This window comes from Xanthomonas sp. XNM01 (genome assembly GCF_014851915.1).
In the GTDB taxonomy this organism is placed as follows: Bacteria; Pseudomonadota; Gammaproteobacteria; order Xanthomonadales; family Xanthomonadaceae; genus Pseudoxanthomonas.
The window spans coordinates 66,153-78,150 of record NZ_JACVAP010000003.1 but is presented as its reverse complement, the minus strand read 5'-3'; the positions used below and the strand labels follow the sequence as shown (position 1 = coordinate 78,150).

The 11,998-nt window shown below is 64.6% G+C and carries 20 protein-coding genes; all 20 read left to right on the top strand.

Translation table 11 applies throughout. The annotated features are described in order from the left end of the window. Positions 1-37 precede the first annotated feature (37 nt). The 20 genes from rpsL (at position 38) to rpsH (ending at position 11,992) form a co-directional block, all read left to right on the top strand. Positions 38-412, top strand: a complete 375-nt coding sequence (rpsL, locus tag IB242_RS11685) for a 30S ribosomal protein S12 (protein ID WP_192279484.1) — start codon at positions 38-40, stop codon at positions 410-412. An 11-nt stretch (positions 413-423) separates the two neighbouring features. Continuing rightward, positions 424-891, top strand: coding sequence for a 30S ribosomal protein S7 (gene rpsG / locus IB242_RS11680; RefSeq protein ID WP_192279482.1), 468 nt, complete (start codon positions 424-426; stop codon positions 889-891). Positions 892-1,029: 138 nt separating this feature from the next. Then, positions 1,030-3,165, top strand: coding sequence for an elongation factor G (fusA, locus tag IB242_RS11675; RefSeq protein ID WP_192279473.1), 2,136 nt, complete (start codon positions 1,030-1,032; stop codon positions 3,163-3,165). A 109-nt stretch (positions 3,166-3,274) separates the two neighbouring features. After that, on the top strand, positions 3,275-4,465 hold the full coding sequence (gene tuf / locus IB242_RS11670; protein WP_192279471.1) for an elongation factor Tu: 1,191 nt from the start codon (positions 3,275-3,277) through the stop codon (positions 4,463-4,465). Positions 4,466-4,791: 326 nt separating this feature from the next. Continuing rightward, positions 4,792-5,103 carry a 30S ribosomal protein S10 gene (gene rpsJ / locus IB242_RS11665; RefSeq protein ID WP_013535997.1) on the top strand — a complete coding sequence of 104 codons (312 nt, stop codon included), beginning with the start codon at positions 4,792-4,794 and terminating at the stop codon, positions 5,101-5,103. A gap of 11 nt (positions 5,104-5,114) precedes the next feature. After that, positions 5,115-5,768, top strand: a complete 654-nt coding sequence (gene rplC / locus IB242_RS11660; RefSeq protein ID WP_192279469.1) for a 50S ribosomal protein L3 — start codon at positions 5,115-5,117, stop codon at positions 5,766-5,768. A gap of 11 nt (positions 5,769-5,779) precedes the next feature. Continuing rightward, a complete protein-coding gene (rplD, locus tag IB242_RS11655; RefSeq protein ID WP_192279467.1) occupies positions 5,780-6,385 on the top strand; it encodes a 50S ribosomal protein L4 in 606 nt (201 codons plus the stop codon). Then, positions 6,382-6,681: a 50S ribosomal protein L23 gene (gene rplW, locus IB242_RS11650; protein WP_192279465.1), complete on the top strand. Its 300-nt coding sequence runs from the start codon at positions 6,382-6,384 to the stop codon at positions 6,679-6,681. Before rplD ends, rplW begins: the two co-directional genes overlap by 4 nt. Positions 6,682-6,691: 10 nt before the next feature. Next, positions 6,692-7,519: a 50S ribosomal protein L2 gene (gene rplB / locus IB242_RS11645; RefSeq protein WP_192279463.1), complete on the top strand. Its 828-nt coding sequence runs from the start codon at positions 6,692-6,694 to the stop codon at positions 7,517-7,519. Between the two features lie 6 nt (positions 7,520-7,525). Further along, positions 7,526-7,792, top strand: coding sequence for a 30S ribosomal protein S19 (gene rpsS / locus IB242_RS11640; protein WP_192279461.1), 267 nt, complete (start codon positions 7,526-7,528; stop codon positions 7,790-7,792). Between the two features lie 12 nt (positions 7,793-7,804). After that, positions 7,805-8,140 (top strand): 50S ribosomal protein L22, encoded by a 336-nt coding sequence (rplV, locus tag IB242_RS11635; protein ID WP_192279459.1) that lies wholly within the window; start codon positions 7,805-7,807, stop codon positions 8,138-8,140. Between the two features lie 19 nt (positions 8,141-8,159). Next, positions 8,160-8,894 (top strand): 30S ribosomal protein S3, encoded by a 735-nt coding sequence (gene rpsC / locus IB242_RS11630; RefSeq protein ID WP_192279450.1) that lies wholly within the window; start codon positions 8,160-8,162, stop codon positions 8,892-8,894. Positions 8,895-8,899: 5 nt separating this feature from the next. Next, positions 8,900-9,313 carry a 50S ribosomal protein L16 gene (gene rplP, locus IB242_RS11625; protein WP_192279448.1) on the top strand — a complete coding sequence of 138 codons (414 nt, stop codon included), beginning with the start codon at positions 8,900-8,902 and terminating at the stop codon, positions 9,311-9,313. Beyond that, positions 9,313-9,501, top strand: a complete 189-nt coding sequence (gene rpmC, locus IB242_RS11620) for a 50S ribosomal protein L29 (RefSeq protein ID WP_192279446.1) — start codon at positions 9,313-9,315, stop codon at positions 9,499-9,501. Before rplP ends, rpmC begins: the two co-directional genes overlap by 1 nt. Before the next feature lie 12 nt (positions 9,502-9,513). After that, a complete protein-coding gene (rpsQ, locus tag IB242_RS11615) occupies positions 9,514-9,783 on the top strand; it encodes a 30S ribosomal protein S17 (protein ID WP_192279444.1) in 270 nt (89 codons plus the stop codon). A 14-nt stretch (positions 9,784-9,797) separates the two neighbouring features. Beyond that, positions 9,798-10,166 (top strand): 50S ribosomal protein L14, encoded by a 369-nt coding sequence (gene rplN / locus IB242_RS11610; RefSeq protein ID WP_013535986.1) that lies wholly within the window; start codon positions 9,798-9,800, stop codon positions 10,164-10,166. A 15-nt stretch (positions 10,167-10,181) separates the two neighbouring features. Further along, positions 10,182-10,499 (top strand): 50S ribosomal protein L24, encoded by a 318-nt coding sequence (gene rplX / locus IB242_RS11605; protein WP_162407462.1) that lies wholly within the window; start codon positions 10,182-10,184, stop codon positions 10,497-10,499. Between the two features lie 11 nt (positions 10,500-10,510). Continuing rightward, positions 10,511-11,053, top strand: coding sequence for a 50S ribosomal protein L5 (gene rplE, locus IB242_RS11600; protein ID WP_192279442.1), 543 nt, complete (start codon positions 10,511-10,513; stop codon positions 11,051-11,053). A gap of 18 nt (positions 11,054-11,071) precedes the next feature. After that, positions 11,072-11,377 carry a 30S ribosomal protein S14 gene (gene rpsN, locus IB242_RS11595; protein WP_192279440.1) on the top strand — a complete coding sequence of 102 codons (306 nt, stop codon included), beginning with the start codon at positions 11,072-11,074 and terminating at the stop codon, positions 11,375-11,377. Positions 11,378-11,593: 216 nt separating this feature from the next. Continuing rightward, positions 11,594-11,992 (top strand): 30S ribosomal protein S8, encoded by a 399-nt coding sequence (gene rpsH / locus IB242_RS11590; RefSeq protein WP_192279438.1) that lies wholly within the window; start codon positions 11,594-11,596, stop codon positions 11,990-11,992. The last annotated feature ends 6 nt before the right edge of the window (positions 11,993-11,998 follow it).

Below are 11,998 nucleotides of genomic sequence, written 5' to 3'. Positions count from 1 at the left end.
GCATCCGTGCAGGGCCCCAAGCAGAAGAACCTTAAAGATGGCGACGATCAACCAGCTGGTCCGCAAGCCGCGGCAGGCGACGACCTACAAGAGTGCCTCGCCGGCGCTCGAGAAGTGCCCGCAGCGCCGTGGCGTCTGCACCCGCGTGTACACCACCACCCCGAAGAAGCCGAACTCGGCGCTGCGTAAGGTCGCCAAGGTGCGCCTGACCAACGGCTACGAGGTCATTTCCTACATCGGCGGCGAAGGCCACAACCTGCAGGAGCACTCCGTGGTGCTGATCCGCGGCGGCCGCGTCAAGGATCTGCCGGGTGTGCGCTACCACACCGTCCGTGGTTCGCTCGACGCCGCCGGCGTGAGCAAGCGCCGTCAGGGCCGTTCCAAGTACGGCGCCAAGCGTCCGAAGGCTTAAGGAAATCGATCATGTCCCGTAAAGGCTCTACCCCCCAGCGTTCCGTCCTCCCCGATCCCAAGCACGGGAGCGAGACCATCGCCCGCTTCATCAACATGGTGATGAAGAGCGGCAAGAAGTCGATCGCCGAAAACATCGTGTATGACGCGATGGACGTCATCGGCGAGAAGAACCCGAACCCGATCGAGCTGGTCCAGAAGGCCCTCGACAACGTGTCGCCGGCCGTCGAGGTGAAGTCCCGCCGCGTCGGTGGTGCGACCTACCAGGTGCCGGTCGAAGTGCGTTCGTCGCGTCGTCTGGCGCTGTCGATGCGCTGGCTGATCGATTCGGCCCGCAAGCGCGGCGAGAACACGATGGCCCGCAAGCTGGCCGCCGAGCTGCTCGATGCGTCGGAAAACCGCGGTGGCGCGATCAAGAAGCGCGAAGAGACCCACCGCATGGCCGAGGCCAACAAGGCCTTCGCCCACTACCGCTGGTAATGCGGCCGGGCCCCCGAGCGGGGCCCGACCCCAGGCGGTCCGGGCGGCGCGGCATGGTCCGCGCCCTCCGTTTTTCAGGGGAGCCGGCGCCGCGCGCCACTCCTACTTCCAAAAGTCAAAAGCAAACGAGAGGCTCCCGTGGCCCGCACTACTCCCATCGAGCGTTACCGCAACTTCGGCATCATGGCCCACATCGATGCCGGCAAGACCACGACGTCCGAGCGCATCCTGTTCTACACCGGCAAGAGCCACAAGATCGGTGAAGTGCACGACGGTGCCGCCACCATGGACTGGATGGAGCAGGAGCAGGAGCGTGGCATCACGATCCAGTCCGCTGCCACCACCGCGTTCTGGAAGGGCATGGACAAGTCGTTCCCGGAACACCGCTTCAACATCATCGACACCCCCGGGCACGTCGACTTCACCATCGAAGTCGAGCGCTCGCTGCGCGTGCTCGACGGTGCGGTGTTCGTGCTGTGCGCCGTCGGCGGCGTGCAGCCGCAGTCGGAGACCGTGTGGCGCCAGGCCAACAAGTACCACGTGCCGCGCATCGCGTTCGTCAACAAGATGGACCGCACCGGCGCCAACTTCTTCAAGGTCCGTGACCAGCTGAAGGCCCGTCTGGGTGCCGTCGCCGTGCCGATGCAGGTGCCGATCGGCGCCGAGGACGGCTTCGAGGGCGTGGTCGACCTGCTGAAGATGAAGGCGATCCACTGGGATACCGCCTCGCAGGGCATGACCTTCGAGTACCGCGACATCCCGGCCGACCTGGTCGAGCAGGCGAACGCCGACCGTGCCTACATGGTCGAGACCGCCGCCGAGGCCAGCGAAGAGCTGATGGAGAAGTACCTGGGCGGCGAGGAGCTGACCGAGGCCGAGATCATCGCCGCGCTGCGTCAGCGCACCCTGGCGACCGAGATCGTGCCGATGTTCTGCGGCTCGGCGTTCAAGAACAAGGGCGTGCAGGCCATGCTCGACGGCGTCATCAACCTGCTGCCGTCGCCGGTGGACGTGCCCGACGTGAAGGGCGTGGACGTCGACGACGAGACCAAGGAAATGACCCGCAAGTCGGACGACAAGGCGCCGTTCTCGGCCCTGGCGTTCAAGATCATGACCGACCCGTTCGTGGGTTCGCTGACCTTCTTCCGCGTCTACTCCGGCACGCTGAACGCCGGCGACGCCGTGCTGAATTCGGTCAAGAACAAGAAGGAGCGCATCGGCCGCCTGCTGCAGATGCATTCCAACAACCGCGAGGAGATCAAGGAAGTGCTGGCGGGCGACATCGCAGCGGCCGTGGGCCTGAAGGACGTCACCACCGGTGACACCCTGTGCGCCCAGGACTCGCCGATCGTGCTCGAGCGCATGGTGTTCCCGGAGCCCGTCATCTCGATGGCGGTCGAGCCGAAGACCAAGTCGGACCAGGAAAAGATGGGTCTGGCCCTGGGTCGTCTGGCGCAGGAAGACCCGTCGTTCCGCGTCAAGACCGACGAAGAGTCCGGCCAGACCATCATCTCGGGCATGGGCGAGCTGCACCTGGACATCATCGTCGACCGCATGAAGCGCGAGTTCAACGTCGAGGCCAACGTCGGCAAGCCGCAGGTCGCCTATCGCGAGACCATCCAGCTGGCCGACGTGAAGTCGGACTACAAGCACGCCAAGCAGTCCGGTGGTAAGGGCCAGTACGGTCACGTCGTGATCGAGCTGTCGCCGCTGACCCCCGAGGACCGTGCGAACGAGAAGCTGGCCGGCGACATCAAGGACGACTTCCTGTTCATCAACGACATCACCGGCGGCGTGATTCCGAAGGAATTCATCCCGTCGGTCGAGAAGGGCCTGCGCGAGACGATCACCAGCGGTCCGCTGGCCGGCTTCCCGGTCGTGGACGTGAAGGTCAAGCTGGTGTTCGGCTCGTACCACGACGTCGACTCCTCGGAAATGGCGTTCAAGCTGGCCGCCTCGATGGCGTTCAAGCAGGGCTTCGCGAAGGCCAAGCCGGTGCTGCTGGAGCCGATCATGAAGGTCGAGATCGTGACCCCGGACGACTACCAGGGTGACGTGATGGGCGACGTCAGCCGTCGCCGCGGCGTCCTGCAGGGTTCGGACACCAGCGTTTCGGGCAGCGTCATCAACGCGATGATTCCGCTGGGCGAGATGTTCGGTTACGCCACCCAGTTGCGTTCGATGACCCAGGGTCGCGCGACGTTCTCGATGGAGTTCGACCACTACGAGCCGGCTCCGCAGAACATCGCCGACACGGTCACCAAGAAGGGCTGATCCATTGCGCCGCCTCCTCCGGGAGGCGGGCAGGGCGCCTGACACAGACATGCGGTCGCGCCCGGCGCGACCGCGCATTTCTCAAAGTTGAGCAAGAGGTTCTACAACCATGGCAAAGGGTAAGTTCGAGCGCACCAAGCCGCACGTCAACGTCGGCACCATCGGTCACGTCGACCACGGCAAGACCACGCTGACCGCCGCGCTGACCAAGATCGGCGCCGAGCGCTTCGGTGGCGAGTTCAAGGCCTATGACGCGATCGACGCGGCGCCGGAAGAGAAGGCGCGCGGCATCACGATCTCGACCGCGCACGTCGAGTACGAATCCCCGACCCGTCACTACGCCCACGTCGACTGCCCGGGCCACGCCGACTACGTCAAGAACATGATCACCGGCGCCGCGCAGATGGACGGCGCGATCCTGGTGTGCTCGGCTGCCGACGGTCCGATGCCGCAGACCCGCGAGCACATCCTGCTGTCGCGTCAGGTCGGCGTGCCGTACATCGTCGTGTTTCTGAACAAGGCCGACATGGTCGACGACGCCGAGCTGCTCGAGCTGGTCGAGATGGAAGTGCGCGAGCTGCTGAGCAAGTACGACTTCCCGGGTGACGACACCCCGATCGTGCACGGTTCGGCCCGCCTGGCGCTGGAAGGCGACCAGAGCGACATCGGCGTGCCGGCGATCATCAAGCTGGTGGAGGCGCTGGACACCTGGATTCCGGAGCCGGAGCGTGCGATCGACCGTCCGTTCCTGATGCCGGTCGAGGACGTGTTCTCGATCTCGGGCCGCGGCACCGTGGTGACCGGCCGCATCGAGCGCGGCGTGATCAAGGTGGGCGAGGAAATCGAGATCGTCGGCATCCGTCCGACCCAGAAGACCACCGTCACCGGCGTGGAAATGTTCCGCAAGCTGCTGGACCAGGGCCAGGCAGGCGACAACGCCGGTCTGCTGCTGCGCGGCACCAAGCGTGACGACGTCGAGCGCGGCCAGGTGCTGGCCAAGCCGGGTTCGATCACCCCGCACACCTCGTTCGACGCCGAAGTCTACGTGCTGTCGAAGGACGAGGGCGGCCGCCACACCCCGTTCTTCAAGGGCTACCGTCCGCAGTTCTACTTCCGCACCACCGACATCACCGGTGCGGTCGAGCTGCCGGAAGGCGTGGAGATGGTGATGCCGGGTGACAACGTGAAGATGGCCGTCACCCTGATCAACCCGGTGGCGATGGACGAAGGCCTGCGCTTCGCGATCCGCGAAGGCGGCCGTACCGTCGGCGCCGGCGTGGTCTCCAAGATCACCAAGTAAGGCAACCGTGAGCGACCACCCCGCCTGGGCGGGGTAGGTCGCCGGAACACAGCGAAAAGAGGTGCAGGATGCGCCTCGTGTTCGCCGGACAGGGAAGGTCGCGTGGACTGATCACGGACAACAGCGCAAGCTGTTGACTCCGTCGTTTGCGCGCTCTATACTTTTCCGTCTGGGCAGACCGGCTTGCTGGTCTGCCCGCGTTTTTGGGGCCAGGAGGCCCCGGCGTTGCGGGCTCCGTCCGGGCCTTCCTCGCTTAGTTGTGAACCATCCGGGGCAGGCATCCCAGAGGCCGCGCCCGTCGCTCTTTATAACGAAGGAACTCCGTCATGGCGGACCAAAAGATCCGGATTCGGCTCAAGGCGTTCGATCACCGTTTGATCGACCGTTCGGCCAGCGAGATCGTCGAGACGGCAAAAAGGACTGGCGCGCAGGTGCGTGGCCCGATTCCGCTGCCGACCAAGATCGAGCGTTACACCATTCTCGTCTCCCCGCATGCCGACAAGGATGCGCGCGACCAGTACGAGACCCGCACGCACAAGCGCGTGCTCGATATCGTGGACCCCAACGACAAGACCGTGGACGCGCTGATGAAGCTCGAACTCGCGGCTGGCGTCGACGTCCAGATCAAGCTGGCTTGAGGTAACCGACCATGACTGCGAAGAAGTATTCGTTGGGCATCGTCGGCCGCAAGGCTGGCATGAGCCGCATCTTCACCGAGGACGGTCGTTCCGTTCCGGTCACCCTGATCGAAGCCACCCCGAACCGCATCACCCAGGTGAAGACGGTCGAGGTCGACGGCTACAGCGCCGTCCAGATCACCACCGGCACCCGCCGCGCCGCGCTTGTCAACAAGCCGCAGGCCGGCCACTACGCCAAAGCCAAGGTCGAAGCCGGCCGCGGTCTGTGGGAGTTCCGCGTCGCCGACGAGAAGATCGGTGATTTCGCCATCGGTGGCGAAATCAAGGCCGACATCTTCGAGGTCGGCCAGATCGTCGACGTCCAGGGCGTGACCAAGGGCAAGGGCTTCCAGGGCACGATCAAGCGCCACAACTTCACCATGGGCGATGCGACCCACGGTAACTCGCTGTCGCATCGCTCGCCGGGTTCGATCGGCCAGCGTCAGACGCCGGGCCGTGTGTTCCCGGGCAAGAAGATGTCCGGCCACATGGGTGCCGAGGTGCAGAGCGTGCAGAACCTCGAGGTTGTGCGCGTGGATGCCGAGCGCGGTCTGATCGCCGTCCGTGGCGCCGTTCCGGGAGCTCCGGGTGGCGACGTGGTCGTGCGTCCGGCGAGCAAGGCGTAAGGAGAAGCATGATGGAACTCACCATTACGGGTAGCGCCAACAAGCTGTCGGTCTCCGACGCGGTGTTCGGTCGCGAATTCAGCGAGGACCTGGTCCACCAGGTCGTGGTTGCCTACCGCAACGCCGGTCGCGCCGGCACCAAGGCGCAGAAGACCCGCGCCGAGGTCAATGGCACCACCAAGAAGTCGAAGAAGCAGAAGGGCGGCGGCGCGCGTCATGGCGCACTGACGGCTCCGATCTTCGTCGGCGGCGGCGTGACCTTCGCGGCCAAGCCGCGCAGCTTCGCGCAGAAGGTCAACCGCAAGATGTACCGCGCGGCGATGGCAGTGATCCTGTCCGAGCTGAACCGCCAGGGCCGTCTGAAGGTCGTCGACGCGTTCGACGTCGATGCCGTCAAGACCAGCGCGCTGGTCGAGAAGCTGGCCGGTTTCGAGCTGGGCAAGCGCCCGCTGATCGTCACCGAGGACGCCTCCGAGAACCTGTTCCTGTCCGCCCGCAATCTGCCGTACGTGCAGGTCCGCGACGTGCAGGGCCTGGATCCGGTCGCCCTGGTCGGCGCCGATTCCGTGCTGATCACCGCCGATGCGGTCAAGAAGGTCGAGGAGTGGCTGGCATGAGCACCAATGAGAAGGTTTTCAGCGTGCTGCTGGCTCCGCGCGTTTCCGAAAAGACCGCGCGTCTGCAGGAAGTGAGCAACCAGTACGTGTTCGAAGTTTCGAACGACGCCACCAAGGCTGACGTCAAGGCTGCAGTGGAAGAGCTGTTCGCCGTGAAGGTCGAGTCGGTCAACGTCGTCAACGTGAAGGGCAAGAGCAAGTCCTTCCGCTTCCGTTCCGGTCGCCGCGGCGACTGGCGTAAGGCGTACGTGCGCCTGGCCGAAGGCCAGAGCATCGACGTGTCCGCCAAGGCCTGAGGTACATCCCATGCCATTGATGAAGTTCAAACCCACCTCCGCCGGCCGTCGTTCCGCCGTGCGCGTGGTCACCCCCGACCTGCACAAGGGCGCGCCGCACGCGGCGCTCGTCGAGAAGCAGAGCAAGTCCGGTGGCCGTAACCACCATGGCCGCATCACCACCCGTCACATCGGTGGTGGCCACAAGCAGCACTACCGCCTGATCGACTTCAAGCGCAACAAGGAAGGCATCGTGGCGCGCGTCGAGCGGATCGAGTACGACCCGAACCGTACCGCGCACATCGCCCTGCTGTGCTACGCCGACGGCGAGCGCCGCTACATCATCGCGCCGAAGGGCCTGAAGGCCGGCGATCAGGTGATCGCGGGTTCGGATGCGCCGATCAAGGCCGGCAACACGCTGCCGCTGCGCAACATCCCGGTCGGTACGACGGTGCACTGCATCGAGCTGAAGCCGGGCAAGGGTGCGCAGATCGCGCGTGCCGCCGGTGCCGCCGTGCAGCTGGTCGCCCGCGAAGGCGTCTACGCGCTGCTCCGCCTGCGTTCGGGCGAAATGCGCAAGGTGCCGGCCGAGTGCCGCGCCACCATCGGCGAAGTCGGCAACGACGAGCACAACCTCGAAAAGCTGGGCAAGGCCGGTGCGAAGCGCTGGCGTGGCGTCAAGCCGACCGTCCGCGGTGCGGCCATGAACCCGGTCGACCATCCGCACGGCGGTGGTGAGGCCAAGGCCGGCCAGGGCAACCCGCACCCGGTTACTCCGTGGGGCGTGCCGACCAAGGGTTACAAGACGCGCAAGAACAAGCGCACCCAGCAATTCATCGTCCGTGATCGTAGGGGCTAATCGACCATGCCACGTTCCCTCAAGAAAGGCCCGTTCGTCGATCACCACCTCGTCAAGAAGGTGGAGACCGCGGGCGGCACCAAGAAGCCGATCAAGACCTGGTCGCGCCGTTCCATGATCCTGCCGGAAATGGTGGGCTTCACCATCGCTGTGCATAACGGCAAGAACCACGTTCCGGTGCTGGTCAACGAGAACATGGTCGGCCACAAGCTCGGCGAGTTCGCTGTCACCCGGACCTTCAAGGGTCACGGCGGCGACAAGAAGTCGAAGTAAGGAGAGATGACCATGGAAGCGAAAGCCATCCTGCGCACTGCGCGCATCTCCCCCCAGAAGGCCCGCCTGGTCGCCGACCAGGTGCGTGGTCTGCCGGCCGAACGCGCCGTCGCGCTGCTGAAGTTCTCGGACAAGAAGGCCGCCGCCCTCATCAAGAAGGTGGTCGAGTCGGCTATTGCCAATGCCGAGAACAACCAGGGCGCCGACGTCGACGAGCTCAAGGTCAAGACGATCATGGTCGACGAAGGTCCGACCCTGAAGCGTTTCATGGCCCGGGCCAAGGGCCGCGGCACCCGCATCCTCAAGCGCACCAGCCACATCACTGTGGTCGTGGGCGCCGGCAAGTAAGCGGACAAAGGAAAAGACGATGGGTCATAAAGTTCATCCGACCGGAATCCGCCTCGGTATCGCCAAGGACTGGAATTCGAAGTGGTATGCCGACAAGGGCGAGTACGCCCAGTACCTGGCGGCCGACCTGAAGGTTCGCGAGATGCTGCGCAAGAAGCTGGCGCAGGCCGGGATCAGCAAGATCCTGATCGAGCGTCCCGCCAAGACCGCGCGCGTCACGATCCACACCGCCCGTCCGGGCGTGGTGATCGGCAAGCGTGGCGAGGACATCGAGAAGCTGCGCAAGGAAGTCAGCGCGCTGATGGGTGTCCCGGCTCACATCAACGTGACCGAGGTCCGCAAGCCGGAACTCGACGCGCAGCTGGTGGCCGAGTCGATCGCGCAGCAGCTCGAGCGCCGCATCATGTTCCGTCGTGCGATGAAGCGCGCCGTGGGCAATGCGATCCGCCTGGGCGCCCTGGGCATCAAGGTCAACGTCGCCGGTCGCCTCAACGGCGCCGAGATCGCGCGCTCGGAGTGGTACCGCGAAGGTCGCGTTCCGCTGCACACCCTGCGTGCGGACATCGACTACGGCTTTGCCGAGGCGCACACCACCTATGGCGTGATCGGCATCAAGGTGTGGGTCTACAAGGGCGAAGTCTTCGATTTCTCCCAGGTTGGCCAGGAAAAGCAGGACGACAGCCCGCGCAACGATCGTAACGATCGCGGTGACCGTGGCGACCGTCCGTCGCGTCCTGCACGTGAAGCGAGGTAACGGCCATGTTGCAACCCAAGCGAACCAAATACCGCAAGCAGCACAAGGGTCGTAACGACGGCCTGAGCTGGAGCGCCAACGCCGTGTCGTTCGGCGAGTACGGCCTGAAGGCGACCGATTTCGGCCGCCTGACCGCCCGCCAGATCGAGGCGGCCCGCCGCACGATCAGCCGCTACGTCAAGCGTGGCGGCAAGATGTGGATCCGCGTGTTCCCCGACAAGCCGATCACCCAGAAGCCGATCGAAGTCCGCATGGGCTCGGGCAAGGGTAACGTCGAGTACTGGGTCGCCCAGATCCAGCCGGGCCGCATGATCTATGAAATCGAGGGTGTGCCGGAAGACGTGGCACGCGAGGCCTTCCGCCTGGCGGCGGCCAAGCTCTCGGTCACCACCACCTTCGTGACCCGCACGGTGCGCTAATGGCTACGATCAACGAACTCCGCGAAAAGTCGGCTGACCAGCTGAAGGAGCACCTGCTGGACCTGCGCAAGGAGCAGTTCTCCCTGCGCATGCAGAAGGTGACCGGTCAGCTGTCGAAGACCCACGAAACCGGCCGGGTGCGCCGCGAGATCGCTCGCGTCAAGACCCTGCTCGGCAGCAACAAGTAAGGGATCGCAGCGATGAGCGACAATACTGAAAGCAAGACGCTGCGCACGGTCGAAGGCCGCGTCGTCAGCAATAAGATGGACAAGACGGTCACCGTTCTGGTGGAGCGCCAGGTCAAGCACGCCCTGTACGGCAAGTACATCAAGCGCTCGACCAAGCTCCACGCCCACGACGCCGACAACGCCTGCAGCGAAGGCGACGTGGTGCGCGTGACGGAGATCGCGCCGCTGTCCAAGACCAAGAACTGGCGCGTGGTGGAAATCGTCACCCGCGCGGCTGAATAAGGGAGATCTGAATCATGATCCAGATGCAGAGCTACCTCGACGCCGCCGACAACTCCGGCGCCAAGGAACTGATGTGCATCAAGGTGCTCGGCGGCTCCAAGCGCCGTTACGCCGGCATCGGTGACATCATCAAGGTGACCGTCAAGGACGCCATCCCGCGTGGCAAGGTCAAGAAGGGCGAAGTCTACGACGCCGTTGTTGTCCGTACCCGCAAGGGTGTGCGTCGCCCGGACGGTTCGCTGATCCGCTTCGATGGCAACGCTGCCGTCCTGCTGAACAACAAGCAGGAACCGATCGGTACCCGTATCTTCGGACCGGTGACCCGTGAGCTGCGTTCCGAGAAGTTCATGAAGATCGTTTCGCTCGCGCCTGAAGTGCTCTGAGCGGAGGAAGCAGACATGGCAAACCGTATCAAGAAGGGCGACCAGGTCGTCGTCACCACCGGCAAGGACAAGGGCAAGCAGGGCGAGGTTGTGCGCGTGGATGGCGACCGTGTGGTCGTTTCCAACGTCAACCTGGTCAAGCGGCACACCAAGCCGAACCCGCAGGCGGGCGTCGCCGGCGGCGTGGTCGAGCGTGAAGCCTCGATCCACATTTCCAACGTGATGCCGCTCAATCCTGCCACCGGCAAGGGCGAGCGCATCGGTTTCAAGGTCCTGGAGGATGGACGCAAACTGCGTGTGTTCCGCTCCAGTGGTGAGGCGCTCGACGCCTGAGGAATGAAGTCATGACCACGCGGCTCGAAAAGTTCTACAAGGAAGAAGTGGTGCCGGCCCTGATCAAGGAGTTCGGCTACACCAATCCGATGCAGGTTCCGAAGCTCACCAAGATCACGCTCAACATGGGCGTGGGCGAGGCGGCCACGAACAAGAAGGTCCTGGAAAACGCCGTTGCCGACCTGGCCCGGATCACCGGCCAGAAGCCGGTGACCACCAAGGCGCGCGTTTCCGTTGCCTCGTTCAAGATCCGTGACGGCTGGCCGATCGGCTGCAAGGTCACGCTGCGTCGCGCCCAGATGTTCGAGTTCTTCGATCGTCTGATCAGCGTCTCGCTGCCGCGCGTCCGCGACTTCCGCGGCGTGTCGGGCCGGTCGTTCGACGGTCGCGGCAACTTCAACATGGGCGTGAAGGAACAGATCATCTTCCCGGAAATCGACTTCGACGCCGTCGACGCCGTCCGTGGCATGGATATCGCCATCACCACCACCGCCAAGACCGACGCGGAAGCGAAGGCGCTGCTCGCAGCGTTCAAGTTCCCGTTCCGCAACTGATCCGCGAGGAAACCTGACATGGCAAAGACTTCGATGGTGAACCGCGATCTCAAGCGCGCCAAGCTGGCCAAGAAGTACGCGGCCAAGCGTGACGAGCTGAAGAAGGTCGTTTCCAGCCAGACCGCCTCCTACGAGGAGAAGGTCGAGGCCGCGACCAAGCTGGCCAAGCTGCCCCGCGACTCGTCGCCGAGCCGCCAGCGCAACCGTTGCGAGCTGAGCGGCCGTCCGCGCGGCGTGTACCGCAAGTTCGGCCTGGGCCGCAACAAGCTGCGTGAAGCCACCATGCGCGGCGACGTGCCCGGCCTGCGCAAGGCCAGCTGGTAAGGCCCGACGCCAGGTGTCCTGTCCCGATGGGGCAGGGGACCGGCCGGATCCGCGGATCCGGCCCGGCGGACACGAACCCGGCCACATGGCCGGGTTTATGTCGTATACTTCCGCGCTTCCCCGGACCCGGTCCGGGGCTGACATGGGCCCTGGCCCCTCCAGGACAACCAAAGATTTTCGCGAAAGCGGATATCGGTGCACTCATAGGAACCGCACATGAGCATGACTGATCCCATCGCCGACATGCTGGTCCGCATCAAGAATGCGGCCGCCGTCGGCAAGCAGACGGTGAAGCTGCCGTCCTCCAAGATCAAGGTCGCGATCGCCAACGTGCTGAAGGCCGAGGGCTACATCTCGGACCTGCGCGTCACCCCGGGCGAGAACAACAAGACCGAGCTGGAAATCGTGCTGAAGTACTTCGAAGGCCGTCCGGTCATCGAGACGCTCAAGCGCGCTTCGCGTTCGGGCCTGCGCCTGTACCGCGGCAAGAGCGAGCTGCCGAAGGTGCTCGGCGGGCTGGGCGTGGCCATCATCTCCACTTCGCAGGGCATCATGACCGATGCGCAGGCGCGTCGCGCCGGCGTCGGTGGCGAAGTCCTTTGCTACGTGGCCTAAGGAGTA

Bases quoted from the DNA above. Each gene is read 5' to 3' on its own strand.
- rplP (WP_192279448.1), top strand. From the start codon at position 8,900: ATGTTGCAACCCAAGCGAACCAAATACCGCAAGCAGCACAAGGGTCGT.
- rpsN (WP_192279440.1), top strand. From the start codon at position 11,072: ATGGCAAAGACTTCGATGGTGAACCGCGATCTCAAGCGCGCCAAGCTG.
- rpsS (WP_192279461.1), top strand. From the start codon at position 7,526: ATGCCACGTTCCCTCAAGAAAGGCCCGTTCGTCGATCACCACCTCGTC.
- rplC (WP_192279469.1), top strand. From the start codon at position 5,115: ATGACTGCGAAGAAGTATTCGTTGGGCATCGTCGGCCGCAAGGCTGGC.
- rpsL (WP_192279484.1), top strand. From the start codon at position 38: ATGGCGACGATCAACCAGCTGGTCCGCAAGCCGCGGCAGGCGACGACC.
- rpsH (WP_192279438.1), top strand. From the start codon at position 11,594: ATGAGCATGACTGATCCCATCGCCGACATGCTGGTCCGCATCAAGAAT.
- rpsC (WP_192279450.1), top strand. From the start codon at position 8,160: ATGGGTCATAAAGTTCATCCGACCGGAATCCGCCTCGGTATCGCCAAG.
- rpsJ (WP_013535997.1), top strand. From the start codon at position 4,792: ATGGCGGACCAAAAGATCCGGATTCGGCTCAAGGCGTTCGATCACCGT.
- rplV (WP_192279459.1), top strand. From the start codon at position 7,805: ATGGAAGCGAAAGCCATCCTGCGCACTGCGCGCATCTCCCCCCAGAAG.
- rplW (WP_192279465.1), top strand. From the start codon at position 6,382: ATGAGCACCAATGAGAAGGTTTTCAGCGTGCTGCTGGCTCCGCGCGTT.
- tuf (WP_192279471.1), top strand. From the start codon at position 3,275: ATGGCAAAGGGTAAGTTCGAGCGCACCAAGCCGCACGTCAACGTCGGC.
- rplB (WP_192279463.1), top strand. From the start codon at position 6,692: ATGCCATTGATGAAGTTCAAACCCACCTCCGCCGGCCGTCGTTCCGCC.
- rpsQ (WP_192279444.1), top strand. From the start codon at position 9,514: ATGAGCGACAATACTGAAAGCAAGACGCTGCGCACGGTCGAAGGCCGC.
- rplN (WP_013535986.1), top strand. From the start codon at position 9,798: ATGATCCAGATGCAGAGCTACCTCGACGCCGCCGACAACTCCGGCGCC.
- rplE (WP_192279442.1), top strand. From the start codon at position 10,511: ATGACCACGCGGCTCGAAAAGTTCTACAAGGAAGAAGTGGTGCCGGCC.
- rplX (WP_162407462.1), top strand. From the start codon at position 10,182: ATGGCAAACCGTATCAAGAAGGGCGACCAGGTCGTCGTCACCACCGGC.
- rpsG (WP_192279482.1), top strand. From the start codon at position 424: ATGTCCCGTAAAGGCTCTACCCCCCAGCGTTCCGTCCTCCCCGATCCC.
- rpmC (WP_192279446.1), top strand. From the start codon at position 9,313: ATGGCTACGATCAACGAACTCCGCGAAAAGTCGGCTGACCAGCTGAAG.
- rplD (WP_192279467.1), top strand. From the start codon at position 5,780: ATGGAACTCACCATTACGGGTAGCGCCAACAAGCTGTCGGTCTCCGAC.